Here is a 23839-nt window from a genome sequence, read left to right as displayed (position 1 = left end):
TCAGCGCGCGTACTTCGCGACGGCCTCCGGGGTGACGGGCGTGAAGAAGTTGACGAGGTTGCCGTCCGGGTCGCGCACCAGCAGCGACCGGTTGCCCCACGGCATCGTGGCGGGCCCGGCGACGACCTCGGTGACCACGCCCGCCAGGTCCTCAGACAGCCGGTCCACGTCGGCGACCAGGAACTCGGTGATCACACTGCGGTTGTCCGCCGCCCGGGCCGACCCCGGGGCGAACAGCGCGACCGTACCGGCGCCGGCGATCGCCAGGGTCGCCCCCGCCGTCCTGAGCTCGGCGAACTCCTCGGTGGCCCACACCGCCCGCGCCCCCGTGGCCCGCTCGTAGAAGCCGACGAGGCGCGCGACGTCGCCGGTGATGACGCGGATCGAGACGAAGTCCATGGAATCTCCCAGACCGTGGTTGAAAAGCCGTAGTTGAAAGCCGTAGTTGAAAAGCCGCAGCGAAGGGCCGCAGCGAAGGGCCGCAGCGAAGGGCCGAAGCCCCCGCGTCCCGCAGACTAGGAGCGATAGGGGACAGAACCGGTCCCCTATCGGAAGTAGGTTTCTCCCCGTGCCCCGACCCACCGCCCGCGTGCTGACCCTCCTGGAACTCCTGCAGTCCGGCGGCACCCGCACCGTCGCCGAACTCGCCGACCGGCTCGGCGTCCAGGGCCGCACCGTACGGCGCTACGTGCGGCAACTCGCCGAACTGGACGTGCCCGTGGAATCGGTGCGCGGCCGCTACGGCGGCTACCGCCTGGCCCCCGGCTACCGCCTGCCCCCGCTCATGCTCGGCGACGACGAGGCACTGGCCGTACTCCTGGGCCTGCTCGCCGGCCGCCGCACCGCACTCACCACCACCCAGCGCACCGCCAACGAGACCGCGACGGCGAAGATCCGGCGCGTCCTGCCCCGCCACCTCGCCCACCGGCTCGACGCCCTCCAGGACGCCCTCGCCTTCACCGACCCGCCCGGCAAGGCGCCCGGCGAGGCGGCCGGCGAGGCGGCCGGCGAGGCGCCCGGCGAGCCCGAGACCCCCGACGCCGCCCTGCTGCTCACCGTCGCCGACGCGGTACGCCACCGCCGCCCGCTCGCCCTGCGCTACACCGACCGCGAAGGGCGCCCCAGCGAACGCACCCTGCACGCCCACGGCATCGTCGCCCACGGCGGCCGCTGGTACCTCACCGGCCGCGACACCCGCATCGACCAGGACCGCACCCTGCGGCTCGACCGCGTCACCGACGCCCGCACCCTGCCCGGCACCTTCGACGAACCCGCCGGCCCCGACCCCGCCCAGCGCGTCCTGACGGGCTTCGCCACCGCCGACTACCGCCACCACGTCACCCTGCGCATCCGGGCCGACGCCGCACACGTCCGCGCCCATCTGCCCGCCTCCGTCGCCGAGTTGCGGGAACTCCGACCCGCCACGGACCCGGACGGCCCTAAGGAGACGGACGGCCCGGACGGCCCGGACGGGGGCTGGCTGCGCGTCGACCTGCGGGCGCAGCGGCTCGACTGGCTGCCCCCGGTCCTGGCCGCACTCGACCGCCCGTTCGCCATCGAGCGCCCCGAGGAACTGCGCGCCCTCGTCACCGCCCTCGCCGACCGCCTCGCCGCCGGCGCCCGCGACGCCGACGCGTAGGGTCCCTACCACAGGACACCGCAGCGATCACCGGAAGGACGGTCCATGCCGATCAGGGGCGTGCTCTTCGACGTCGACGACACCTTGTTCGACTACACGCGCTCGGAGGAGGCGGGCATCCTCGCCCACCTGCGGGACGTCGGCCTGCTCGACCGCTTCCCCACCCCGCAGGACGCACTCACCCTGTGGCGCTCCGTCATGGAGTACCAGTACGCCCGCTACCTCGCCCGGGAACTCACCCTGCAGGGCCAGCAGTACGCGCGCACCCGCCAGTTCCTCGCCGAACTCGGCCAGGACGGCGCCGAAGACCTCACCGACGACCAGGCCGCCGCCTGGTTCGCCGGCTACGCCGCCCACCGCGACGCCGCCTGGACCGCCTTCCCCGACGCCGAGCCGACCCTCCTCGCCCTCGCCCCCCACTACCGGCTCGGCATCGTCTCCAACTCCGACACCGACCACCAGCGCCGCAAACTGCGCACCATCGGCCTGCTCGACCACGTCGGCGACGTCCTCATCTGCTCCGACCAGCACGGCGAGGCCAAACCCGCCCCCAGCATCTTCCACGCCGGTTGCACCGCCCTGGGCCTGCCCCCGCACGAAGTCGCCTACGTCGGCGACAAGTACACCCACGACGCCGAAGGCGCCCGCGACGCAGGCCTCCACTCCTTCTGGCTCGACCGCGCCGCCACCGGCACCCCACCCACCGAGGGCATCCACGTCCTCCACACCCTCACCACCCTGCCCCAGGCCCTGACCGCCCTGACCGCCCTGCCGCAGGCCCGCTGACCTGCGCTCCCGCACCGGAAGTCGCTCCCGCCGACTTCCGGTGCGGGGCGTGGTTGGCTTGGGGGTGTGGGGAGTTGGCGGGTTCGGGGTTCTGCCATGGCGCGCTCGCGTGCGCTGCCCGCGCGCGGGAAGTCGACCCGGTCGACTTCTGGTGCACCGCCCTGGGCCTGCCCCCGCACGAAGCCGCCTACGTCGGCGACAAGTACACCCACGACGCCGAAGGCGCCCGCGACGCAGGCCTCCACGCCTTCTGGCTCGACCGCGCCGCCACCGGCACCCCACCCACCGAGGGCATCCACGTCCTCCACACCCTCACCACCCTGCCCCAGGCCCTGACCGCCCTGACCGCCCTGCCGCAGGCCCGCTGACCTGCGGTCCCGCACCGGAAGTCGCTCCCGCCGACTTCCGGTGCGGGGCGTGGTTGGCGTGGGGGTGTGGGGAGTTGGCGGGTTCGGGGGTCTGCCTTGGCGGGCTCGCGTGCGCTGCCCGCGCGTGGGAAGTCGGCCCGGTCGACTTTTGGTGCGGCGGCGGGGGCCGGCCCGGGCGTGCGGGGAGTGGCCTGTTCTGGCGCCCGGCCCGTCGGGGGTGCGGGAAGTCGGCCGGTTGGACTTCCTGTGTCGTGGGGGAGTTGGTGGGTTCGGTCGGCAGGGCCGCGCGTGGGAAGTCGGTCCGGTCGACTTTTGGTGCGGTGGCCGGGGTCGGCTCGGGCGTGCGGGGAGTTGTCTGCCTCGGGGGCGTGGGAAGTCGGCCGGGTCGACTTCCTGTGTGGGGGCGTTGGCCTGGGGTGGGCCGTTGGTGTTGGGTGTCGTGGGGGAGTTGGTGGGTTCGGTCGGGAGGGTCGCGCGTGGGGAGTCGGCTCGGTCGACTTTTGGTGCGGTGGCGGCGGGGCCGGCTCGGGCGTGCGGGGAGTTGTCCGCCTCGGGGGGTGCGGGAAGTCGGCCGGGTCGACTTCCTGCGTGCGTGCGCGCTGGCGTTGGCCTGAGGCCCGGCCCGGCCTGCTACGCCGCCGGGGCGGGGGCCGGGGCGGCGAAGAGGTCGCGGCAGGCGGGGGTCAGGCCGGTGACCGTCACCGGGACGGGCGGGCCCGGCCAGTCGGCGCGGGACAGGCGCAGGCGCTGGGACTCCACGACCCAGCCGTCCAGGGTGTCGCGGTCGATGCCGTCGGGGCGGTAGCCGAGCTTGCGGGAGACCGCGAGGGAGGAGTGGTTGTCGGCGAAGGACACCGAGGTCGCCGAGACCGCGCCCAGCTCCGCGAACGCGAGATGGAGCATCGCGGCGCGCATCTCGGTGCCCAGCCCCCGGCCCTGGTGCTCCAGGCCGATCCACGAGCCGGAGGCGATCTCCCGCCGTACGGCGAACTCCTGCGCCCGCATGTCCTGCACGCCCACCGGGCTCCCCCGGTGGAAGGCCACCAGGTCCAGCGCCCAGTGCCGCGCCGTCCAGCGCCCCAGCCGCCGCCAGTGCATCTGCAGCACGTGCCGGGCCCGTTCGGCGGGCGGCAGTTCGCCCCACGGGGTGAGGAAGGGGCGTTCGCCCGGCGGGTGGACGCCGCGCGCGGCGAGGTCCGCGACCGCGCAGAGCTCGTCCTCGGTGGGCAGGCGCAGCTCCAGGCGCGGCGTGGTGACGCGCAGGCCCATCAGTGGCCAGTGGTCGGCGATCATCCGGACAGTGTGCCGAAGCCGCCCCCCGGCCCGCACCCGGGTTTCCGGGCCGGTGAGCACCGCTCGGGCCGGTGGGTGCGGCGCTAGGGTGGGGGCACGGGTGCCCCCGACAGTGAGGAAGTGGCCATGTCCGACCGGGAGTTCGTCAGCGCCCCCGCCCTGATCCTGCGCTCCCTCACCCGCGACCCGCACCGGCGTGCCATCACCACCGCCGACCGGGTCGAGATCACCGCCGGCGACTTCGCCGCCGCCACCTACCGCCTCGCCCACGAGCTGCTCGCCCGCGGCATCACCCGCGGCTCGACCGTCACCCTGCTCACCGGCAACACCGCCGAGGCCCTCAGCGCCCGCTACGCCGCGGGCCTGGCCGGCGCCCGGGTGGTCAACCTCTACGACGGGATGGGCGCCCCGGTCCTGGCCGAGATCGTCGCCAGCGTGGACACCACCGCCCTGCTCGTGGACGCCGAACGGCACGCGGACGCCGCCGCGTTGCTGCCGCTGATCGACGTCCCCGCCGTCCTCACCCTCGGCCCCGGCCCCCGCACCGACGGCACCGGCGCCGACGGAACCGGCAGCGTCGGCACCATCGGCGAGGACGTCATCGCCGCCTCCGCCACCCGCCCCGCCGAGGAACCCGCCGTCCCCATCGGCCCCGGCGACGACCTCGGCATCCGCCACACCGGCGGCACCACCGGCATCCCCAAGGGCATCCTCAGCCTCCACGGCCCCTACCGCAGCGTCTTCGACACCCCCTTCGGCGAGGCCCGCCCCGACGGCGAACAGGCCCGCTTCCTCGCCGCCACCTCCCTCGCCCACCTCGCCGGCCTCCTCAGCGACCTGACCCTCCACCACGGCGGATCCGTCGTCCTCCAGCGCTCCTTCGACCCCGGCGACGTCCTCGCCGCCATCGAACGCGAACGCATCACCGACCTGTGGGTCCTGCCCCCGCTGCTCTACCGGCTGCTCGACCACCCCGCCCTCGCCGGCACCGACCTGTCCAGCCTGCGCCGCGTCTCCTACGGCGGCTGCGCCTCCTCCCCGAGCCGCATCCGCGAGGCCCTCAAGACCTTCGGGCCCGTCCTGGTCAGCGGCTACGGCATGTCCGAGGCCCAGAACATCGCGATCCTGGGCCCGCACGAGCACGACCGCACCGGCCACGGCGGCCAGATCTCGGTGGGCCGCCCCCTGCCCGGCGTCGAGGTGCAGATCCGCGCCGCCGACGGCACCGTGCTGCCCGCCGGCGCACAGGGCGGGATCCACGTCCGCTCGGCGACGATCATGGCCGGCTACTGGAAGCGCCCCGACCTCACCGCCCAGGTCCTGCGCGACGGCTGGCTCGACACCGGCGACATCGGCTACCTCGACGCCGACGGCTACCTCTACCTCGCCGACCGCCTCAAGGACCTCATCATCGTCGTCGGCGGCCACGTCCACCCCACCGAGGTCGAGGAACTCCTGCTCACCCACCCCGCCATCGCCCAGTGCGCCGTCTACGGCGTGCGCGACGACCAGCAGGCCGAACACGTCCACGCCGCCGTCGTCCCCGCCCCCGGGCAGCGGCCGACCCTGGACGACGTGCGCGCCTTCGTCACCGCCCACAAGGGCCGCATCTACGCCCCCGAAGCCCTCCACCTCCTCGACGCCATCCCGCTGACCGCCGTCGGCAAGCCCGACAAGAAGCGCCTGCGCGAGACCCTCACCCGCTGAACCCGCCCACCGCACCCGCCCACCGCACCCGCCCACCGCACCCGCCCGCTGAACCCGGTCACCGCACCCGATCGAGAGGAAGCCCCGTGCCCGACCAGCCCGCCCACGCCCCGCGCGGCAGAACCGCGGCCGCAGCCGCCGCCGGACTGGTCGCCGGCCTCCTCCTCGCCGGCATACCCCTGCTGCTCACCGGCACCGGCAGCGGCGGCGCCGACCCCGCCACCGCCGCAGCCTTCGGCGGCCTGGGCGAAACCCTGCACGCCCCCGACCACCTGCCCGGCGGCTTCACCCCGCTCACCGCCGGGGCCGACGCGAAACTCGCCAAGAACGCCGCCGCCGACGAGGCCGGTGGCACCCGCACCCTCTCCCAGGCCTACGGCGGCGCCGCGGCCACCGTGCGCCAGTACGCCGACGACGGGATGCGCGACTTCCTCGTCCTGGAGGCCGTCCGCGCCGCCAGCCCCAAGCCCTACACCCCCTACGTCGACCCGGCCCCGCTCGGCCAGGCCAAGCCCAACAGCGAGGTCGTCACCATCGGCCAGGTCTCCTGCCTGGTCTCCTACCAGCCCATCCTGACCGGCCAGCAGGTCACCCCGGACAAGACCGACGTCCAACTGTGCGAACGCACTTCGGCCCACCTGACGGTACGGCTGCGCTTCGCCGGCGCCCAGCAGCCGCAGCACGACATCGACCAGGCCGCACACCTGACCGACCAGGCCTGGTCCACCTTCCCCTGACCCGCCGGCACCCCGGCCCCAGTGCCCCGGGACCTCGCCCCCCACCCGGATTCGGCGTCCGACTCCCCTCGGATGTCCGGGCGTTCGGCGACCTGCGCGGGGCGGTCGACCTCGATGGCGAGTGGGGCGTCACCTCCCTGCTCCGCGCCGACCGCGACGGCGCGCCCTGCGGCCTCCCCGACTGGCGCGCCAGGAGCGAGGACGCCGCCTGCGAGCTGGTCCACGGCGAGGACGAGTTCCGGGGCCGGGCACAACCCCGTCCTCCCCGACCCCGGCGGGCTGCTGTCCTGACGGCCGCGACAGCGACCTCGCCCACCGCGACGAACTGCCGGTCACCTCAGGTCACCTCAGGCCCCGCCGACCGGGAACCCCCCGCCCGCTGTGAACACCCGGCCACGACCGGGGGCACCGACCGGGGCGCGCGGTGGGGCGTCGAAGACCGGACGGCCGAGTGGTGGCCGGACCGGGACGCCGCCCTCGCCAGGCCCTGGACCAGGCTCGCCCGGCGCTACGACGGGAAGCCCGGCGCGTGGCATGATCACCGGCCATGCGCGACTACTTCCTCCAGGCGGGCCACGGCGTACGCCTCGACTGGGGCCCCACCGGCGCCCGGCACCTCGCCCCCCGAGTCGCCGCCCTCGTGGTCGTCGACGTGCTCTCCTTCACCACCTCCGTCTCCGTCGCCGTCGAAGCCGGCACCCGCGTCTTCCCCCACCCCTGGCGCGACGCGAGGGCCGAGGCCTTCGCCGCGCGCCACGACGCCCGCCTGGCCGTCGGCCGCCGCGCCGCCGGCGAGCACACACCCTGGACGCTCTCGCCCGCCGCCCTGCGCCGCGCCCCCGCCACCGCGCGCCTGGTCCTGCCCTCGCCCAACGGCTCCGCCATCTCCGCCGCCGCCCGGCAGGCCGGCGCCACGGTCCTGGCCGCCTGCCTGCGCAACCCCACCGCCGTGGCCCGCCGACTCGCCGCGCACGGCTACGGCACGCCCGAACGCCCGGTCGGCGTGATCGCCGCCGGGGAGCGCTGGCCCGACGGAACGCTGCGCCCGGCGCTGGAGGACCTGTACGGCGCGGGCGCGGTGATCGCCGCCCTGCGGGAGCTGGGGTGCGGGCCGCTGTCACCGGAGGCGGCGATGGCGGGCGCGGCGTTCGCGGGGTGCGCGGACGTGGCGGGGGAGGTGCGGGGGAGCGCGTCGGGCCGGGAGCTGACGGAGGGCGGCTTCGCCGAGGACGTGGCGGTGGCCACCGAGCTGGACACCTGCGCGCTGGCGCCGGTCCTCGTCGACGGGGCGTTCACCGCACAGCCCTGACCGGGGGCGCCCGGCGTGCCGGGTCCGGGGCCGGTGTTGGGGCTGGCGGCCGAGGGGGCGCCGGGTTTCCGGTGTGGGTGGGCCGGTGCACGGGAAGTCGGCGGGGCCGACTTCCCGCGCGCGCAGCCCTGGTGGGGTGCTCGGCGTGTCCGTTCCGGGGCCGGTGTTGAGGCTGCGGGGTGGCGGTCGGCGGTGCGCGGGAGGTCGGTGGGGCCGACTTCCCGCGCGGGGCGTTCACCGCACAGCCCTGATGGGGGCGCCCGGCGTGTCCGGTCCGGGGCCGGTGTTGGGGCTGGTGGCCGAGGGGGCGCCGGGTTTCCGGTGTGGGTGGGCTGGTGCACGGGAAGTCGGTGGGGCCGACTTCCTGCGCGCGCAGGCCTGGTGGGGTGCTCGGCGTGTCCGTCCCGGGGCCGGTATTGAGACTGCGGGGCGGCGGGCGGCGGTGTACGGGAGGTCGGTGGGGCCGACTTCCTGCGCGCGCAGCCCTGGTGGGGTGCTCGGCGTGTCCGTCCCGGGGCCGGTGTTGAGGCTGCGGGGCGGCGGTCGGCGGTGCGCGGGAAGTCGGTGGGGCCGACTTCCCGCGCGGGGGCGGCGGTCGGGCGCCGGTGGGTGGGTCGGGCGGGGGTGCTCAGGGGCGGGTGAAGGCGAGGATGTCCGCCAGGGGCGGGTCGTACCCGTCGGTGGTGTCGACGGACAGGTGGGGGGCGGGCAGGGAGGGCGGGGTGAAGTCGTCCAGCAGGTTGCCCGGTCCGGGTGGGGCGGCGAGCAGGTCGCGGTCGGCGTGGGCGGCGCGGTGGCGGTCGGTGGCCAGGCGGGCGGCGACCCGGTGGCGGGCCACGGCCGGGTCCACCCGGCAGTGCACGACGCGCAGTTGGGTGCGGGCGGCCAGCGGGGCCAGGCCAGGGCGCCAGAGCCGGTCCTGGTAGGCGGCCTCGGCGACCGCGCTCACCCCGGCGTCCACCAGCACGCCGAGCACGGCGAAGAACGCGTCGTGCACCACCCGGTCGGGGGCGGGTGTGCGGGTGCCGGCGTGCAGCAGGCCCTGCTTCAGCTCGTCCCGGACGACGGCCGGGCAGCCGATGGCCCGGGCCAGGGTGTGCGCCAGGGTGGTCTTGCCGCTGCCCGGTCCGCCGCTCACCACGATCAGCACCGCTCGTCTCCCGTCCAACGCGCCCGGGGGCCACGCCTGTTGGCAACTTCGTGCCCGAAACCTCCGGTGCCCCGGGTTCGTTGTGCCCGGTGGACGGACCAGTCGGCCCGGGCGGCGCGCTGCCGCACGGGCCCGTACGGAACGGAGGGGACCATCATGACCCAGCCTGGAGACGCGGTGCGCGCCGGCAGCCCGGACTCGGCGGTCGACCGGGTGGCCGACTTCTACGGCGCCTACATCGACGCCGTCTCCGACGGCACCGACGACCTGTCGGACCAGCTGCGCGCCCACTACCTCACCGAGGACTTCCGCCGGCGGCTGGCGGCCTGGGAGGAGGCCAACCACGCCGACGGCGTGCTGCGCGCCCAGGACGTGCCGACCGCCTGGGAGGTGCGCTACCACGACTCGGGCGCCGGGCACCTGTTCACCACGGTCACGCTGACCTGGGGCACCGGGCCCGACGCCGGCCACACCCGGCTGGCGGTGCAGAGCGACCTGGGCACCAAGCTGGTCTCCGACATCGAGGACGCCCCCGCCGCGTAGGGCGGGAGGGAGCGGGCGCCGCCCGGGCCGGGTTCAGGCCAGGGCGGCGGCCAGGCGCTGCGGCAGGGTCTCGTACGGCAGGCAGTCGACCACGGGCAGGCGGTGGGCGCGGGCCTGGGCGGCGAGCCAGTGGGAGTAGCGGGCGCTGACGACGGCGCGGGCCGGCTGGGGGCCGCAGTCCGGCTCGCGGTGGGCGTAGTTGGCGCCGATGCGCTCCGGGTCGCCCTCGTGCAGGAACACCGCGCGCAGGCGCCGGCCGTGCGCGGCGGCCTCGGCGGCGGCGCGGGCGGCGGCCCGGGGGCTGAGGTAGTCGCCCTCGACGACGGCGGGCACCTCCACGCTCAGCCGGTTGCGCACGACGCCGAGCAGGGCCTCGTCCAGGGCGTGGGCGGTGGCGATCTGCAGGTCCAGGACGCGGTCGGCGCCCAGGGTCCGCTCCGGGTCGTGGTGGCCGGCGAAGTGGTGCAGCCCGGGGTGGGTGGCCGCGGTGGTGGCGGCCTGGAGGGCGGCGACGACGTCGTCGAACTCCACCACGAACGCGCCGTGCCGCTCGGCGAGGCGGGCGGCGGCGCGGCTCTTGCCGACGCCGGAGGCGCCGCCGATCAGCAGGACGTCCCAGGAACGGTGGTCGGTGCGCATACGGTCACCCTAGGGGAGGCGGGCACGTAAGCGGTTGCGGGGGCCGGGGGCTCCGTGGGGTGGGGCAGGCGCCTTGGGAGCGGCGGCTGCCGGCCAGGCCCCCGGCGCCGGAAGCCGGTCCACGGTCTGGTCCCGCCCGGCCGCCCGCCCGTACCGGGCACGGACCGCGGGCGGGCGGGCAGGCGGGCGGGCCGGTCAGGGCCGGTCGCGGGTGGGGCGGCGCAGGGCCCAGGGGAGGACGAACCACAGGGCGGCGAAGATCAGGGCGACGACGCCGGTGATCGCGACGGCCACCGCGGCGCCGAGGACGACGTCGAGGACCAGCAGGACGGCACCGCTCAGGGCGCAGGCCAGGAGCAGCAGGCCGTACTGGGCGATGCGGGCGGAGACGTGGACGATGCGGGCCTTGCCGGGGTGGCGGTAGAGGCCGCGGTGCAGGGCGACGGGGGTGGCCAGGACGGCGGCGGCGATGACGGTCAGCAGCAGGGTGGTGACGTAGATGTCCTGCTGGGGGTCGGAGAGTTCGGCGAAGCGAGGGGTGAAGGCGACGCCGAGCAGGAACGCGAAGACGATCTGCACGCCGGTCTGCAGCACCCGCAGTTCCTGCAGCAGTTCCACCAGGCGCCGGTCGGCCCGCACCTGCGGGTTCTCCCAGCCCGGGGGCGGGGGCGCTGGCTCGGGTCGGTCGGCGGGGCCGGGCGGGGGAGGCGGGGGAGGGGGGCTGCTGCTCATGCGTCACATTGTCCGCGCGCGCCGCCTCCGTCCAGGCGCTGCTGCCAGGCGGTGAGCAGGGTCTGCAGGGCGGCGGCCTCGCTCGGGTCCAGGTGGGCGAGCAGGCGGTGCTCGTTGCGGATGTGGGCGGTGAACGCCTCGTCGATCAGGCGCAGTCCGGCCTCGGTGAGGGCGACCACGCGCCCGCGCCGGTCGTCCTCGGCGGGGCGGCGGGTGACCAGGCCGGCCCGCTCCAGGCGGTCGACGCGCTTGGTCATCGCGCCGGTGGTGACCATGGTGTGGGCGGCGAGTTCGCCGGGGGCCCGCTCGTAGGGGGCGCCGGCCCGGCGCAGGGCGGCGAGCACGTCGAACTCGCCCTCGCTCAGGCCGTAGCGCTCGAAGACGAGGGTGAGTTCGGCGGTCAGGCGCGCGGCGAGGCGGTGCAGGCGCCCGATCACGGCCAGCGGGGAGACGTCGAGGTCGGGGCGCTCGCGGCGCCACCGGGCCTGGATCAGCGCGACGTGGTCCGCATCGTCCTGGTGCTCCATGGCCCCATCCTACCCGGGTCGCTTCCATGGAAGCTATATTGTCTTCCATGGAAGCCAATGCCCGGTGGGTGCTGCTGACCGCCCTCGCCCCACTCGCCTGGGGTGCCAACTACTGGGTCACCCACGCCTACCTGCCCGCCGACCGCCCCCTGTGGGGCGCCACCCTGCGCGCCCTGCCCGCCGGACTGCTCCTCCTCGCCCTCGCCCGCCGCCGCCCCCACGGCCCCTGGTGGTGGCGCAGCGCCCTGCTCGGACTCCTCAACACCGCCGTCTTCTTCGTCCTGCTCTACCTCGCCTCCCAACTCCTGCCCACCAGCACCGCCGCCACCGTCATGGCCGCCTCCCCACTGGCCATGCTGCTCACCGCCTGGGCCCTGGCCGGCCAGCACCCGCACCGCGCCCACCTGGCCGGCGCGGTGGTGGGCCTGGCCGGAGTGGCCCTCACCGTGCTCGGCGGCGCCGGCACGCCCGGCTGGGCCGGACTGGCCGCCTCGGCCGGCGCCATGCTGGTCTCCTCCGTCGGCTACGTCCTCGCCGCCCGCTGGCGCGAGGGCGCCGACCCGCTGGCCGCCACCGCCTGGCAGCTGACCGCCGGCGGCCTGCTCCTGCTGCCACTGGCCGCCGTCGCCGAGGGCCCGCCCCCGCCGCCGCACGGCCCCACCCTGCTCGCCTTCGGCTACGTCACCCTGGTGGCCACCGCCCTCGCCTTCGCCTGCTGGTTCGCCGGGCTGCGCCACCTGCCGGCCGGCACCGTCGGCCTGCTGGGGCTGCTCAACCCGCTGGCCGGGGTGCTGCTGGGCACCGCGCTGGACGGCGACGAACTGGGCGTGCGCCAGGGAGCGGGACTGGCCCTGGTCGCCGCCGGGATCCTGCTCGGCCGGCCCCGCACCCGCACCCGGGCGCCGGAGCCCGCCGAACCAGGCGAGGACCCTGCCGGCTTGCCGCAGCGCCACGGCACGTGATCGGATGACGCGCAGCATCGCGTGCCGGTGGCGGACCGCGCCAGGCATGGAGGTGCGCAACCGAAGGGACCGCCCACCCGTGGCCTCCCCCGTCGACGGCGGCCGAACCGCCGCCCTCAGCCTCCAACTCTCCCAGGCCCACCACGAACTGCGCCGCCGCCTGGCCAACGTCCGCGCCGGCCTGGGCCGCCGGACCCTGCCCGACGACGCCCTGCTCACCCACTGCCTCGCCTTCTGCACCGCCCTGACCAACCATCACCAGGGCGAGGACACCGGCCTGTTCACCGCCCTCGTACGGGAACGCCCCGACCTGGCACCGACCGTCGCCAAACTCGTCGAGGACCACGGCCTCATCACCCGCATCCTCGCCCGGGTCCGCGAACTCGCCGAACAGGCCGAACACGCCGTACGGGCCGAACACGCCGTACGGGCCGAACACGCCGTACGGGCCGAACACGCCGTACGGGCCGAACACGGCGTACGCGCCGCGGCCGAACCCGGCACCGACCTGGCGGCGATCGGCCGCGAACTCGACGGCCTGGCCGCCATCGTGGAGTCCCACTTCGGCTACGAGGAACGCGCCATCGGCGCCGCCCTGGACACCGCCCCGGATACCGCCTCGGACGCCGCCGCGCCCACCCGGGACGGCTGGCGCGACGCGGTGCTGCGCTTCCGGGCGCCGTAAAACCTCTCGCCGACCCGCGCCCGCTCTCCCTAGACTCGCCCCGCAGCCGCGCCCCGAGCGCGCGGCCGACCACGACGACGGCAAGGGGAGAGGGGGTGCGGCGGCCATGCCGAAGCACAGTGCCGCCACCCCCTCTCCCGCCTCGCGGTACGAGGTGATCCTGGTGTCCCCGCCCTACCGGTGCCCGCTGCGCGGCCGGCACCGGGGCAGTGCCACTTCCTGAAGACGCCCGCACGGAATCCCGTACGGCCCCCTTCCGCCACTGACCTGACGATGCGTCAGGTCTCGGCGACGGCACTGTGCCAATCGCGCGCCCACCCCGCCGAAACCGCCTCGAAAGGCACCCGGGCCATGCGCACCGACACCACCACCAGCACCGCCGCCGCCATCGCCGCCGTCCGCAACCTCGGCATCCTCGCCCACGTCGACGCCGGCAAGACCACCGTCACCGAACGGATCCTCTACCTCACCGGCACCACCCACAAGCGCGGCGAAGTCCACGACGGCACCACCGTCACCGACTTCGACCCCCAGGAACGCGACCGAGGCATCACCATCTTCGCCGCCGCCGTCAGCTGCGCCTGGGACGGACACCGGATCAACCTCATCGACACCCCCGGCCACGTCGACTTCGCCGACGAGGTCGAACGCAGTCTGCGCGTCCTGGACGGCGCCGTCGCCGTGTTCGACGCGGTCGCCGGCGTCGAGCCGCAGAGCGAGTCGGTGTGGCGCCAGGCCGAGCGCCACGGCGTGCCCCGCATCGCCTTCGTCAACAAGCTCGACCGCGCCGGCGCCGACCTGGACGCCGCCGTCGCCTCCATCCGCGAACGCCTGCACCCCCACCCGCTCGCCGTCCACCTGCCCATCGGCGCCGAGGACGCCTTCACCGGCGTCGTCGACCTCGTCCACCGCCGCGCCCTGACCTGGGACCACCACGGCACGCTCACCCAAGGCCCGGTCCCCGAGCACCTCGCCGCCGAGGCCGCCGAGCGCCGCCACGCCCTGGACGAAGCGGTGGCCGAACTGAACCCCGAAGCCCTGGAGGAGTTCTGCACCCACGGCGCCCTCGGCCCCGCCACCCTCACCGCCGCCCTGCGCGAACTCACCCGCACCGGCGAGGCGGTGGTGGTGCTGGCCGGCTCCGCCTACCGCAACCGCGGCATCGAACCCCTGCTGGACGCCGCCGTCGCCTACCTGCCCTCACCGCTGGACACCCCGCCCGTGACCGCCGCCGACCACCACCAGCAGCGCCACGCCGACCCCGAACAGCCCCTGACCGCCCTCGCGTTCAAGGTGACCGCGGCCCCCACCGGCCGCCTCACCTACCTGCGCCTGTATGCCGGCACCCTGCGCAAGGGCGACACCCTGCTCGACGCCGGCACCGGACGCACCGAACGCGTCGCCCGCATCCTGCGCGTGCAGGCCGACCGCCGCACCGAGACCGACCACGCCCTGGCCGGCGACATCGTCGCCGTCATCGGCCCCAAGAACGCCCGCGTCGGCGCCACCCTGTGCGACCCCGACCACCCGATCCGCCTGGAGGCACCCGTGAGCGCCGAACCCGTCGTCACCGTCGCCGTCGAAGCCCGCCGCACCGAGGACACCGACAAGCTCACCGCCGCCCTGGCCCGCCTCGCCGAGGAGGACCCGTCCCTGCGCCTGGCCACCGACCCCGAGACCGGCCAGCGCACCCTGTCCGGCCTGGGCGAACTCCACCTGGAGGTCGCGGTGGAGAAGGTCCGCCGCGACGCCGGGATCCAGGCCGTCGTCGGCCGCCCCCAGGTCGCGCTGCGCGAGGCCCTGGTCGAGGGCCTCACCGGCTTCACCTACCGGCACGTCAAACAGGACGGCGGCGCGGGCCAGTTCGCCCACATCGTCCTCGACCTGGCACCCGCCCCGGACGGCTTCGCGTTCACCTCCACCGTCACCGGCGGACGGGTGCCGCGCGAGTACGTCCAGGCCGTGGAGGCCGGCTGCCGCGACGCCCTCACCGAGGGCCCGCTCGGCGGCCACCCGGTCACCGGCCTCGCCGTCACCCTCACCGACGGCCTCACCCACCCCAAGGACTCCTCCGACCTCGCCTTCCGCACCGCCGCCCGCCTGGGCCTGCGCCAGGCACTGCGCGCGGCCCGGCTCCAGCTGCTGGAACCGCTCGCGCAGACGAGCGTCACCGTGCCCGAGGACGCGCTGGGCACCGTCCTGGGCGACCTCGCCGCCCGCCGCGCCACCGTCCAGGGCACCCGGACGGGCTCGGGCGCCACGGCCGAGGTCAGCGCACTGGTGCCACTGGCCGAACTCTTCGGCTACGCGGCCCGCCTGCGCAGCCGCACCCAGGGCCGCGGCACCTTCACCACCCGCCCGGCCGGCTACGCCCCGGCCCCGGCGACGGGCCCGGGGACGGCGACGGGCCCGGGGACGGCGACGGCGGCCACGACGGCGGCCGGCGTGACGGCCCGCTGAGGTACGGCCCGGCCCTTCCCGAGAGCGGGGAGGGCCGGGCCCCCGGCACGCCCCGCGCGCGGCGGGCCGGTCACAGCGCACCGGCCTCCGCCGCCGCCCACGCCGAGGGGTACAGCGGGCGCCAGCCCAGGTCCCGGCGGGCGGCCGCGGTCGACACCTGGCCCTCCCACGGGTCGAACCCCTCCACCCCCTGGCCCGAACCACCCGGGTGGGTGCAGCCGTTGAGCAGGTGCAGGTCCCAGGCCGTCAGCGGGGCGTCGTCGCAGACGTTGTAAGTGCGGCCCTCGATGCCCGGGGTCACCACCGTCCGCCACAGCGCCTGCGCCACGTCCGCGTGGTGCACCACCGCCAGCCGCTGGTGGGCCGGCCAGGACGCCGCCCAGTGCAGCGACTGCGCCAGGTGCGGATCGCCCTGCCCGTACACGAACGCCAACCTGGCCACCACCAGCGGCAGTTCACTTCCCAGCTCGCGCAGCCCCGCCTCGGCCTGCGCCTTGGACCGCGCGTACACGCCCCAGGCCGGGTGCGGCGCCGGCTCGTCCCGCTCCACGGCCGGGCGGCCCAGCCCCCGGCCGTACACCAGGTTGGTGCTGGTGTGCACGAACCTGGCCACCCCGGCCTTCGCCGCCTCCCGCCCCAGCGCGACGGCCGCGTCCCGGTTCACCGCCCACGCCTGCTCGTCCGGCACCCCGCGCAGCGCCGCCGCCACGTTCACCACCACCTCGGCGCCCTCCAACGCCCGTGCCCGGTCGGCCGGTTCGCACAGGTCGCCGACCACCACCTCCACCCCGTCCAGGCCCACCTGCCGCGCCTTCGCCGCGTCCCGCACCAGCACCCGCACCGTGCCGCCCTGGGCCCCGGCCCAGCGCACCAGCCGCGGCACCAGCCGCCGCCCCACCGAACCGGTCGTCCCCGTCACCAGGATCCTCGCCATGTCCCCATCGCCTTCCGGGAGTTCCGCTCTCTCCGACACCCACCACCCTGCCCGTGTCAGGACGATGGCGGCAGAGACCCGCCGAACCAGGGATTCCCGATCCCTGGCTGGGGCGGCGCTCTCACCGCGAGGGCTGCACGACGACCTGCTCGCCCTCTCCCTCCGGCTCCTCGAAGTGGGCCAGGTAGCGGTCCAGCAGCGCCCGGTCCACGGTGACGCAGTCGGCGCCGTCCTCGTCGTTGCGCCGGTCCAGGCGGCGCTCCAACGTCGCCCGGTCGGCCTTGAGATGGACCAGCTCCCAGCGGCAGCCGTGGCCCTCGACCAGCGCCTTGTAGTCATCGCGGGCGGCGCGGCTCCAGAAGCTGTAGTCCACCACCACATCGCGCCCGGCCCGCATCAGCTCGACCAGCTCCCGCCGCTGCTCGCCGCGGACCTCCTCCTTGAGCCGGTCGTACGCCCCGGCCGCCAGCACCAGGCCGGCGTCACGCCGCCCGAGCCGCTGCCAGACCACCTCGTCGATCGAGAGCCGGACGTAGCCGCGCCGCACCAGCCCCATCGCGTAGGTGGTCTTGCCCGCGCCCGGAGGACCGCACATCAGCACCACGGTGCCCAATCGCTGTGTCATCGGCCCAGGTTAGGGCCGCCGGCGCCCCGCGGTCACCGCTCCCCGGGCCGGGGCGTGCCCCCGTCACCGCTCCCCGGCCGCCCGCGCCGCTGTGCGGGCCGCGCGGGAGCGGCCCGCCAGCCGGACGGTGAGCGCCGTCAGGAGCGCGGCCCCGAGGGCGTACGCCGGCAGCCACTGCGTCGTGGTGGCCGCCAGGCAGTCGTTCACGGCCTGCCGGCTCTGGTCGCCCCTCGCCGCCGCCAGCGCGGCGCCGCCCTGGTCGGCGAGACCGCCGAGGGCGGCCTGCGCCTTCACCGCCGCGTACTCGCCCAGGCGGGCGCACTCGGCGCGGGTGCCCGGCATCGGGAACAGCCAGGCCCAGCGCTGCATCGCCGGGGCCAGGACGAGAGCCGCGCACAGGCCGACGACCAGCGCGTAGGCCGTCAGGCTCCGCAGGTGGACCGAGCCCGCGCCGGGCGTGGGGGCCGGCGGCCCGGCGAAGGAGAACACCACCGCGAGCAGCGTCAGACCCAGGTAGGTGGAGAACCACTGCCACGAGCCCGAGGCGAGCGCGGCCGCCAGCACACCGGCGAGCGCGGTGCCCAGCACCCCGGCCTGGCCGCCGGGAGGCCGGCTCGGGGTACTCGGGCGGCTGCGCTCGTCCATGGTCTCTCCTGCCTGCGTCCGGGGCGCACCAGTCTCCGGCCCCGGCACCCCGCGGCCTCCGACGCCATGCCGCCCACCGCGCCGCCTCGCCCGGTTGGCGGGGGAGCGGGGCCGGGCGGGGGGCATGCCCGGCGGGGGGAACGTCCGGCGCGGGAAAGTCCGGTGCGTCGATGAAGGCCGGTGCCTAGCCTGCGGGGGTGAACCTTTCGCACCTCGGAGTGCCGACCGGGCCGATGACCCGCGTCCACGGCGGATTCGCCAACCGGATGTACCGGCTCGACACCGACCAAGGGTCCTTCGCGGTCAAGGAGTTGAACCTCGCCGACCGCCGCTCGACCTACCGCGTCGAGGACGTGTTCAGGTTCGAGCGGGCGGCCTTCGCCGCCGGCATCCCGATGCCGGAGCCGATCTCGGCCGGCCACGACACGCTCGTCCACCGATGGGTCGAGGGCGAAGAGGTGCCGGAGGAACCGGTATCGGAGGCGTACGCGTTCGAGATCGGTGAGATCCTCGCGCGCATCCACACCCTCGACCTCGCGTGGACCCCCGGGCCGAGCGAGGAACCGACGCCACGGGACTGGCCCGAGCTCGCCGCGCGGGCGGCGGCCACCGGACAGCCGTGGGCCGACGAACTCGCCTCCCACGTCGAGACGTTCCTGGCGATCGCCCACCTCGTCGACACCTGCGAACGGCCGGGCCCCCTCGTACTGACCCACCAGGACATCCAGCCGTGGAACCTGCTCGCCCGAGAAGGCCGGCCGGTGCTGCTCGACTGGGAGCTCTCCGGGATGCTCGACCTGTCCGGCGAGCTCGGCTCGACCGCGCTGAGCCTCGCCAAGGGACCGGGCTTCGACACCATCGAGCCCGCCGTCTTCCGCGCGGTCCTCGACGGCTACGCCGCGCGCGGCGCAGCGCTGCCGCCGCCGGGCCCGAGCTGGTTCGTGTTCATGATCGGCGGCTGGCTGGGGCACACGAGGTGGAACATCCTCCGCTGCCTCGCCGGTACCGAGGCGAGCACCGGCCCCGACCTCGCGCTCTCGCACGAGTCCGCGCGCAACGGCCTGCGCGGACTCCCCGACCTGTTCGGCCGACTTCCGCAGCTCCAGGCGCTGCTCCTGGGACGGTGACCCGCGCCGCCACCGACGCACACCTGGATTGTCGTTCAGCCGCAGGGCCGCTGCTTCGAAACCGGTCGCGGCGTCTGCCACCTGCGTGGAACGATCCACGGCACGCGCCTGGTCACGGATGGAGTCACCCCGGTCCCGCGGCTCGTGATGGCCGATCACCTCGGAAAGGACGACGGCTACTTCTGCGAGCTCACCAGCCCGCTGTTCCTTGCGCCGGGCGACCGGATCCTGTTCGACGGCATGAGGGCGAACCTCACGGTGACACGGGCAAGCGGCGAGGCCTTCTCCCCGGCCGGTCAGTGGGGCGTTCGCTGCGGCCACGGCCGCCCGCGACTCCGAGCCGCGGGCGTGTCACCCGCACGGGGATCCGCCGGACGCTGGAGCGGCCTTCGCGTGATCGCTCGGCCCGCCCATCGCAGGAAAGGCGCCAAGCCGCGCCGAGCCGCTACGGGCGGTCCAACGGCGGGCTAGGCGGCGCGCAGTATCAGGTGGCCGCGGCGGAAGCGTTCGCCGTCGCCGGGCGCGCGGAGCAGGCGGGCGGTCTCGGTGAAGCCGGCCGCGCCCGCGATCTCGGCCAGGGTGTCGATGGGCCAGCGGTAGGCGGTGGTCACCTTGTGGTCGAAGGGGGTGACCGGCTCGCCCTCGGATTCGAAGAAGGCCAGCAGCGCGTACCCGCCCGGGGCCAGGACCCGGCGGAACTCGGCCAGGTAGGCGGGCAGTTGCTCCGGCGGGGTGTGGATCAGCGAGTACCAGGAGGCGACGCCGCCCAGCGTCGCGTCCCCCGCCGCGAGGGCGTCCATCGAGCCGACCTCGAAGCTCAGCCGCGGGTACCGGCGGCGGGCGATGGCGATGAGCGCGGGGGAGAGGTCGATGCCGTAGGGGTCCAGGCCCGCCGCGTGCAGGGCCGCGCTCAGGTAGCCCGGCCCGCAGCCCAGGTCCGCCACCCGGGCGGGGCCGGTGGCGCGCACCAGGTCGGCGAAGGCGGTGACGAACGAGCGGTCCAGCGGCAGCTGGGCCAGGCCGTCCTTGACGAGGTCGGCGTAGCGCACGGCCAGGGCGTCGTAGGCGTCGGCGGTGGCGGTCAGGTATGACGAGGTATCGGGCACGGGCCACGACCCTAGACCACGGACCTGGACCACGAACCTGGACCACGACCCGCCGACTACGGACTGCGGCCGTGGTACGAGCCGGGGCCACGGAGCCCGGGCGGTCCGTACCGGGAGACCCCCGTGAGCCGGTGAACGGGTTGCGGGGATTCGGGACGGGGTGTCGGATCCCGGCATGACGATGGTGCTGGGAACGCCGACGGCGGGCGGGTTGCGCGAGGCCATGGGCGCTGCGGCAGTGGCAGTACAACGCGGCGCCGACGCAGCTGCAGGCGGCCGGGTTCGAGGCGAGGCCGCCGCAGATCGGCGACCGGATCCGCACGGCCTGACGGCGCCACGGCCCCTTCCCTCGTCGACGGGGACGGCCCGGACCCGAGGGGTCGCCGCAGCGGGCCCCGGACCCAACCCCGGGACCGGTAATCCCTGGCTACCGCCCGCCGTTCCGCGCCATGCTGGGCACCATGATCGACCGTGAGGCCCTCGCCGACTTCCTCAGCCGCGCCCGCGCCCGCCTGACGCCCGCCGACGTCGCACTCGCGCCCGGGGCCCGGCGCCGCACCCCCGGGCTGCGCCGGGAGGAGGTGGCGCAGCTGGCGGGGCTGTCGGTGGACTACTACGCCCGGCTGGAGCAGCGGCGCGGGCCCCAGCCCTCGCCGCAGCTGCTGGCCGCGCTGGGGCGGGCGCTGCGGCTCAGCGAGGACGAGCGGGACCACCTGTTCCACCTGGCCGGGCACGAGCCGCCGCGCCGCCACGGCCCGCTCACCCATGTGCGCCCCGGGCTGCTGCTGATCCTGGACCGCCTGCACGACACGCCCGCCCAGGTGGTCTCCGACCTGGGGGACGTGCTGGCGCAGAACGCGATGGCCACCGCCGTGTTCGGGGACGCCACCGCCCTGGCGCCGGGGCGGCGCAACCTGCTGCTGCGCTGGTTCACCGACCCGGCGAGCCGCGCGCTGTTCCCGCCCGAGGACCACGAGGCGCTGGCCCGCGCCCACGTGGCGGGCCTGCGCGCCGCCCACGCGGCCCGCCCCGGCGACCGCCGCGCCACCGAGCTGCTGGCCGAACTCCTCGCCACCGGGCAGGAGTTCACGGCGCACTGGGAGCGGCACGAGGTGGCGCTGCGGCGCAGCGGCCGCAAGCGGGTGCTGCATCCGGTGGTGGGGGAGCTGGAGTTGGAGTGCGAGGTGCTGGCCGCGGGCGGGCAGGACCAGCTGCTGCTGGTGCACAGCGCCGCCCCCGGCAGCGAGGCCGCCTCCCGCCTGGAGCTGCTGCGCGTGGTCGGCGCCGGCGCCGTGGACTCCTCGGTGTGACGCCCCTGCTGCGGCGGCTCGGGGCCCGCTGCCCGTAGGCTGAGCGGGCCGCGGGCGGCACAGAACGCCACCAAAGCGACGAAGCTGCGCACCTGTACAGGGACACAGCAACACAGCCGGCACAGCAACACAGCAACACAGCGACACAGCGGCACATCGACGGATCGACGAGAAACGGGCAGGCACGGGCATGCAGTTCGACGACCAGGGCGACCTCGACACCTCACAGGTGGACGACCGGCGCGGCATCCCGGGCGGGAAGGTCGCCATCGGGGGCGGGGCGGTGGGCCTGCTCGCGGTGCTGTTCGCGGTCATCCTGGGCGTCGACCCCCAGCTGCTGGGCCTGTCCGGCGGCGGTGGCGGCACGTCCTCCTCCGGGGCGCGCACCGACGGCGAGGTGCAGCAGGCCTGCAAGAAGGGCGCGGACGCCAACAAGCGCCAGGACTGCCGGATCACCGCCGTCACCAACAGCCTCCAGGAGTTCTGGAGCGCCGAACTGCCGCGCCGCACCAAGGTGGCGTACAAGCCGGCCCAGACCGTGCTGTTCACCGACCGGGTCTCCACCGCCTGCGGCCCGGCGACCTCGGCGGTGGGCCCGTTCTACTGCCCCGGCGACCAGAAGGCCTACTTCGACCTCGGCTTCTTCAGCGAACTGTCGACCCGATTCGGCGCCAAGGGCGGCCCGTTCGCGGAGTCCTACGTCGTCGCCCACGAGTACGGCCACCACCTCCAGACCCTGCTGGGCACCATGCAGAAGGTCGGCGGCGACCGCCAGGGCGCCACCAGCGCCTCGGTGCGCCTGGAACTGCAGGCCGACTGCTACGCCGGGGTGTGGGCCCACCACGCCACCACCACCCCGCAGGCCTCCACCGGCCGTCCGCTGATCGCCGCGCTCACCGACCAGGACATCGCCCAGGGCCTGGACGCGGCCGCCGCCGTCGGCGACGACCGGATCCAGAAGCAGGCCACCGGGAAGATCAACCCGGAGGCGTGGACGCACGGCTCCGCCGACCAGCGCAAGGCCTGGTTCACCACCGGCTACCGCAGCGGCGACCTGGCCCAGTGCGACACCTTCTCCGGGAAGATCTGACGCACCCTCCTGCTTGACCGACCCCGTGCACGCCCGGGCCGCCGGCCGCGGTCCGTGGGCCCCGCTCCGCTCACTTCGGCGGATCGGCGGCCAGGAAGGGGGCAAGGAGCGCGAACAACGCGTCGGGGCGGTCGAGGGGGATGATGTGGCCGCAGTCCCGGAGTTGGTGTCCGACCAGGTCATCGGCGACGGGACGGAGTTGGCGTTCGAGCCCGGTGCCGACGGGGTGGGAGCCGATGGCCATGGTGGGCATCGTCAGCCGGGCCGTCGCGACGGCGTCCTGGAGCTGCTGCGCGCTGGTGGGCAGGGCCCGGTAGTAGGAGAACGCGCAGCGAAGGGCCTCGCTCCCGGTGTACGCGTGGACGAAGGCGGCGCGGATGTCGTCGGGCACTCCTCGCCCGAGCGTCCCCGCGTCGAGGAACCAGTCGATGTACGGGCCCTCGTTGCCGGCCAGGACGGTCTCGGCGAGGCCGGGGACGGCGTGGAAGCCGAACCACCACGGGGCGCCGCCCGCGACGACGTGTTCGGCTCCGGGCAGGCGGCCGAGCAGGGCCTCCATCACGACCAGGCGCCGGACGAGGCCGGGCCGTTGCAGCGCGAGCAGGACGGCGGGGGCGGTGCCCGCGTCGATGCCGACCACCGCTGCCGAGGGCTCGCCGAGTGCGTCGAGCAGCCCTTCGGCGTCGGCGGCCAGGGTGGCCGCGTCGTAGCCCCCGACGGCACGTTCACTGGCACCGAAGCCTCGCAGGTCCGGGGCGATGACCCGGTACCGGTCGGCCAGTCGGCCCATGATGCCGCGCCAGAGCTGCCAGGTGTGGGGGAAGCCGTGCAGCAGGAGCACCGCCGGTCCGTCCCCGGCGATCGCGACGTTGAGTCGGACGCCGTTGGTCGTGATGCGGTGCAGTCGGTGTGCGGTGGTGACGGGCACGGCGGCTCCTCCGGGTGGTTACCATTGGTGACCACAGAACGATAAGTAACCGTCCGGCCGCTTCCCAGACGGCACTTTCAGGGAAGGTGGTGAGCCACGGGTGACCACCCGAGGAACCCGGGCCGCCGGACGCGGGGTACGCGGCGACCTGTTCGATCCCCGCTGCCCGACGCGGCAGTTGCTGGACCGCATCGGCACCAAGTGGACGTCCATGGCCGTCAAGACGCTCGCCGACGCCGCACCGGGCGAGGTGGGCTTCGCGGAGCTGAGGCGCCGGATGCCCGGCGTCTCGCAGAAGATGCTGTCCGTGACGCTGCGGAGCCTGACCCGCGACGGGCTGGTGTCGCGCCGGGTCGAACCGACCGTGCCGCCACGGGTCTTCTACCGGCTCACCGGACTCGGGCTGTCCCTGGAAGCCGCGCTCGCCGGGCTGCGGACCTGGGCGGAGGAGCACATGGCCGAGATCGACCGCGCCAACGAAGCCGTCGACCAGGAGGCCGACGGGCGGTAGGCGGGCAGGTTCCGCCCTGCCGCCCC

25 protein-coding genes are annotated in these 23839 nt (G+C 75.4%); 14 read left to right on the top strand and 11 right to left on the bottom strand.

Translation table 11 applies throughout. The annotated features are described in order from the left end of the window. Positions 1 to 399, bottom strand: a complete 399-nt coding sequence (locus tag ACZ47G_RS25435) for a VOC family protein (protein WP_465746306.1) — start codon at positions 397 to 399, stop codon at positions 1 to 3. Positions 400 to 568: 169 nt separating this feature from the next. On the opposite strand from ACZ47G_RS25435, the gene ACZ47G_RS25430 reads away from it, so the two are divergent. The 3 genes from ACZ47G_RS25430 (at position 569) to ACZ47G_RS25420 (ending at position 2793) form a co-directional block, all read left to right on the top strand. After that, on the top strand, positions 569 to 1639 hold the full coding sequence (locus tag ACZ47G_RS25430) for a helix-turn-helix transcriptional regulator (RefSeq protein ID WP_465746304.1): 1071 nt from the start codon (positions 569 to 571) through the stop codon (positions 1637 to 1639). A 45-nt stretch (positions 1640 to 1684) separates the two neighbouring features. Continuing rightward, positions 1685 to 2425, top strand: coding sequence for an HAD family hydrolase (locus ACZ47G_RS25425; RefSeq protein ID WP_465746302.1), 741 nt, complete (start codon positions 1685 to 1687; stop codon positions 2423 to 2425). Positions 2426 to 2499: 74 nt separating this feature from the next. Continuing rightward, positions 2500 to 2793 (top strand): HAD hydrolase-like protein, encoded by a 294-nt coding sequence (locus ACZ47G_RS25420; protein ID WP_465746300.1) that lies wholly within the window; start codon positions 2500 to 2502, stop codon positions 2791 to 2793. A 630-nt stretch (positions 2794 to 3423) separates the two neighbouring features. On the opposite strand, the gene ACZ47G_RS25415 is transcribed toward ACZ47G_RS25420, so the two are convergent. Beyond that, positions 3424 to 4086, bottom strand: coding sequence for a GNAT family N-acetyltransferase (locus ACZ47G_RS25415; RefSeq protein ID WP_465746298.1), 663 nt, complete (start codon positions 4084 to 4086; stop codon positions 3424 to 3426). Between the two features lie 126 nt (positions 4087 to 4212). On the opposite strand from ACZ47G_RS25415, the gene ACZ47G_RS25410 reads away from it, so the two are divergent. The 3 genes from ACZ47G_RS25410 (at position 4213) to ACZ47G_RS25400 (ending at position 7839) form a co-directional block, all read left to right on the top strand. Then, positions 4213 to 5793: an AMP-binding protein gene (locus ACZ47G_RS25410; protein ID WP_465746296.1), complete on the top strand. Its 1581-nt coding sequence runs from the start codon at positions 4213 to 4215 to the stop codon at positions 5791 to 5793. 86 nt (positions 5794 to 5879) lie between these two features. Then, complete coding sequence (locus ACZ47G_RS25405) at positions 5880 to 6530, top strand: hypothetical protein (protein ID WP_465746294.1); 651 nt, start codon at positions 5880 to 5882, stop codon at positions 6528 to 6530. A 547-nt stretch (positions 6531 to 7077) separates the two neighbouring features. Continuing rightward, positions 7078 to 7839: a 2-phosphosulfolactate phosphatase gene (locus tag ACZ47G_RS25400; RefSeq protein WP_465746292.1), complete on the top strand. Its 762-nt coding sequence runs from the start codon at positions 7078 to 7080 to the stop codon at positions 7837 to 7839. 628 nt (positions 7840 to 8467) lie between these two features. Here the strand turns inward: ACZ47G_RS25400 and ACZ47G_RS25395 are convergent. Further along, complete coding sequence (locus ACZ47G_RS25395; protein ID WP_465746290.1) at positions 8468 to 8989, bottom strand: P-loop nucleotide/nucleoside kinase family protein; 522 nt, start codon at positions 8987 to 8989, stop codon at positions 8468 to 8470. Positions 8990 to 9145: 156 nt separating this feature from the next. Between ACZ47G_RS25395 and ACZ47G_RS25390 the strand changes: the two genes are divergently transcribed. Then, the gene (locus tag ACZ47G_RS25390) at positions 9146 to 9532 is read left to right on the top strand and encodes a hypothetical protein (RefSeq protein WP_465746288.1); all 387 of its coding nucleotides are present in this window, start codon (positions 9146 to 9148) and stop codon (positions 9530 to 9532) included. Positions 9533 to 9565: 33 nt separating this feature from the next. On the opposite strand, the gene ACZ47G_RS25385 is transcribed toward ACZ47G_RS25390, so the two are convergent. From ACZ47G_RS25385 to ACZ47G_RS25375, 3 genes are all read right to left on the bottom strand, one after another. Further along, a complete protein-coding gene (locus ACZ47G_RS25385) occupies positions 9566 to 10171 on the bottom strand; it encodes an AAA family ATPase (RefSeq protein ID WP_465746286.1) in 606 nt (201 codons plus the stop codon). A 195-nt stretch (positions 10172 to 10366) separates the two neighbouring features. After that, entirely contained in the window at positions 10367 to 10903 is a 537-nt protein-coding gene (locus tag ACZ47G_RS25380) for a DUF6328 family protein (protein WP_465746284.1), read from the bottom strand. Then, positions 10900 to 11430, bottom strand: coding sequence for a MarR family winged helix-turn-helix transcriptional regulator (locus ACZ47G_RS25375; RefSeq protein WP_465746282.1), 531 nt, complete (start codon positions 11428 to 11430; stop codon positions 10900 to 10902). The genes ACZ47G_RS25380 and ACZ47G_RS25375 overlap by 4 nt, the downstream gene beginning before the upstream one ends. 47 nt (positions 11431 to 11477) lie before the next feature. On the opposite strand from ACZ47G_RS25375, the gene ACZ47G_RS25370 reads away from it, so the two are divergent. The 3 genes from ACZ47G_RS25370 to fusA all read left to right on the top strand — a co-directional run bounded on the left by ACZ47G_RS25370 (position 11478) and on the right by fusA (position 15537). Continuing rightward, positions 11478 to 12392: a DMT family transporter gene (locus ACZ47G_RS25370; RefSeq protein ID WP_465746280.1), complete on the top strand. Its 915-nt coding sequence runs from the start codon at positions 11478 to 11480 to the stop codon at positions 12390 to 12392. Between the two features lie 79 nt (positions 12393 to 12471). After that, entirely contained in the window at positions 12472 to 13077 is a 606-nt protein-coding gene (locus ACZ47G_RS25365; RefSeq protein ID WP_465746278.1) for a hemerythrin domain-containing protein, read from the top strand. A 351-nt stretch (positions 13078 to 13428) separates the two neighbouring features. Further along, complete coding sequence (gene fusA, locus ACZ47G_RS25360; protein WP_465746276.1) at positions 13429 to 15537, top strand: elongation factor G; 2109 nt, start codon at positions 13429 to 13431, stop codon at positions 15535 to 15537. A gap of 70 nt (positions 15538 to 15607) precedes the next feature. On the opposite strand, the gene ACZ47G_RS25355 is transcribed toward fusA, so the two are convergent. The 3 genes from ACZ47G_RS25355 to ACZ47G_RS25345 all read right to left on the bottom strand — a co-directional run bounded on the left by ACZ47G_RS25355 (position 15608) and on the right by ACZ47G_RS25345 (position 17741). Next, positions 15608 to 16471 (bottom strand): NAD-dependent epimerase/dehydratase family protein, encoded by an 864-nt coding sequence (locus ACZ47G_RS25355; protein WP_465746274.1) that lies wholly within the window; start codon positions 16469 to 16471, stop codon positions 15608 to 15610. A gap of 121 nt (positions 16472 to 16592) precedes the next feature. Next, on the bottom strand, positions 16593 to 17096 hold the full coding sequence (locus tag ACZ47G_RS25350) for a P-loop nucleotide/nucleoside kinase family protein (protein ID WP_465746272.1): 504 nt from the start codon (positions 17094 to 17096) through the stop codon (positions 16593 to 16595). A 63-nt stretch (positions 17097 to 17159) separates the two neighbouring features. Next, complete coding sequence (locus ACZ47G_RS25345) at positions 17160 to 17741, bottom strand: hypothetical protein (RefSeq protein ID WP_465746270.1); 582 nt, start codon at positions 17739 to 17741, stop codon at positions 17160 to 17162. 197 nt (positions 17742 to 17938) lie between these two features. Here ACZ47G_RS25345 and ACZ47G_RS25340 point away from each other — a divergent pair, with 197 nt between their 5' ends. Then, positions 17939 to 18868: a phosphotransferase family protein gene (locus ACZ47G_RS25340; RefSeq protein ID WP_465746268.1), complete on the top strand. Its 930-nt coding sequence runs from the start codon at positions 17939 to 17941 to the stop codon at positions 18866 to 18868. Between the two features lie 467 nt (positions 18869 to 19335). Here ACZ47G_RS25340 and ACZ47G_RS25335 read toward each other — a convergent pair whose 3' ends face one another. Continuing rightward, a complete protein-coding gene (locus ACZ47G_RS25335) occupies positions 19336 to 19974 on the bottom strand; it encodes a class I SAM-dependent methyltransferase (RefSeq protein WP_465746266.1) in 639 nt (212 codons plus the stop codon). 464 nt (positions 19975 to 20438) lie between these two features. Here ACZ47G_RS25335 and ACZ47G_RS25330 point away from each other — a divergent pair, with 464 nt between their 5' ends. Both ACZ47G_RS25330 and ypfJ read left to right on the top strand, forming a co-directional pair. Continuing rightward, on the top strand, positions 20439 to 21284 hold the full coding sequence (locus tag ACZ47G_RS25330; protein ID WP_465746368.1) for a helix-turn-helix transcriptional regulator: 846 nt from the start codon (positions 20439 to 20441) through the stop codon (positions 21282 to 21284). A 190-nt stretch (positions 21285 to 21474) separates the two neighbouring features. After that, complete coding sequence (ypfJ, locus tag ACZ47G_RS25325; protein ID WP_465746264.1) at positions 21475 to 22374, top strand: KPN_02809 family neutral zinc metallopeptidase; 900 nt, start codon at positions 21475 to 21477, stop codon at positions 22372 to 22374. Between the two features lie 70 nt (positions 22375 to 22444). Here the strand turns inward: ypfJ and ACZ47G_RS25320 are convergent, their stop codons facing one another. Continuing rightward, the gene (locus tag ACZ47G_RS25320; RefSeq protein WP_465746262.1) at positions 22445 to 23302 is read right to left on the bottom strand and encodes an alpha/beta fold hydrolase; all 858 of its coding nucleotides are present in this window, start codon (positions 23300 to 23302) and stop codon (positions 22445 to 22447) included. Between the two features lie 100 nt (positions 23303 to 23402). Between ACZ47G_RS25320 and ACZ47G_RS25315 the strand changes: the two genes are divergently transcribed. Next, positions 23403 to 23813, top strand: coding sequence for a winged helix-turn-helix transcriptional regulator (locus ACZ47G_RS25315; RefSeq protein ID WP_465746260.1), 411 nt, complete (start codon positions 23403 to 23405; stop codon positions 23811 to 23813). Positions 23814 to 23839 lie beyond the last annotated feature (26 nt).

Source organism: Kitasatospora sp. NPDC030952, from assembly GCF_055571335.1.
Note: the sequence above shows the minus strand (reverse complement) of the source record. Positions and strands in the feature narration are given on the sequence as shown.

What these genes read in the sequence shown, in the direction of transcription:
- ACZ47G_RS25435 (WP_465746306.1), bottom strand. Translation starts at nt 399, where the DNA reads ATGGACTTCGTCTCGATCCGCGTCATCACCGGCGACGTCGCGCGCCTC.
- ACZ47G_RS25425 (WP_465746302.1), top strand. Translation starts at nt 1,685, where the DNA reads ATGCCGATCAGGGGCGTGCTCTTCGACGTCGACGACACCTTGTTCGAC.
- ACZ47G_RS25415 (WP_465746298.1), bottom strand. Translation starts at nt 4,086, where the DNA reads ATGATCGCCGACCACTGGCCACTGATGGGCCTGCGCGTCACCACGCCG.
- ACZ47G_RS25410 (WP_465746296.1), top strand. Translation starts at nt 4,213, where the DNA reads ATGTCCGACCGGGAGTTCGTCAGCGCCCCCGCCCTGATCCTGCGCTCC.
- ACZ47G_RS25400 (WP_465746292.1), top strand. Translation starts at nt 7,078, where the DNA reads ATGCGCGACTACTTCCTCCAGGCGGGCCACGGCGTACGCCTCGACTGG.
- ACZ47G_RS25390 (WP_465746288.1), top strand. Translation starts at nt 9,146, where the DNA reads ATGACCCAGCCTGGAGACGCGGTGCGCGCCGGCAGCCCGGACTCGGCG.
- ACZ47G_RS25385 (WP_465746286.1), bottom strand. Translation starts at nt 10,171, where the DNA reads ATGCGCACCGACCACCGTTCCTGGGACGTCCTGCTGATCGGCGGCGCC.
- ACZ47G_RS25380 (WP_465746284.1), bottom strand. Translation starts at nt 10,903, where the DNA reads ATGAGCAGCAGCCCCCCTCCCCCGCCTCCCCCGCCCGGCCCCGCCGAC.
- ACZ47G_RS25375 (WP_465746282.1), bottom strand. Translation starts at nt 11,430, where the DNA reads ATGGAGCACCAGGACGATGCGGACCACGTCGCGCTGATCCAGGCCCGG.
- ACZ47G_RS25370 (WP_465746280.1), top strand. Translation starts at nt 11,478, where the DNA reads ATGGAAGCCAATGCCCGGTGGGTGCTGCTGACCGCCCTCGCCCCACTC.
- fusA (WP_465746276.1), top strand. Translation starts at nt 13,429, where the DNA reads ATGCGCACCGACACCACCACCAGCACCGCCGCCGCCATCGCCGCCGTC.
- ACZ47G_RS25355 (WP_465746274.1), bottom strand. Translation starts at nt 16,471, where the DNA reads ATGGCGAGGATCCTGGTGACGGGGACGACCGGTTCGGTGGGGCGGCGG.
- ACZ47G_RS25350 (WP_465746272.1), bottom strand. Translation starts at nt 17,096, where the DNA reads ATGACACAGCGATTGGGCACCGTGGTGCTGATGTGCGGTCCTCCGGGC.
- ACZ47G_RS25345 (WP_465746270.1), bottom strand. Translation starts at nt 17,741, where the DNA reads ATGGACGAGCGCAGCCGCCCGAGTACCCCGAGCCGGCCTCCCGGCGGC.
- ypfJ (WP_465746264.1), top strand. Translation starts at nt 21,475, where the DNA reads ATGCAGTTCGACGACCAGGGCGACCTCGACACCTCACAGGTGGACGAC.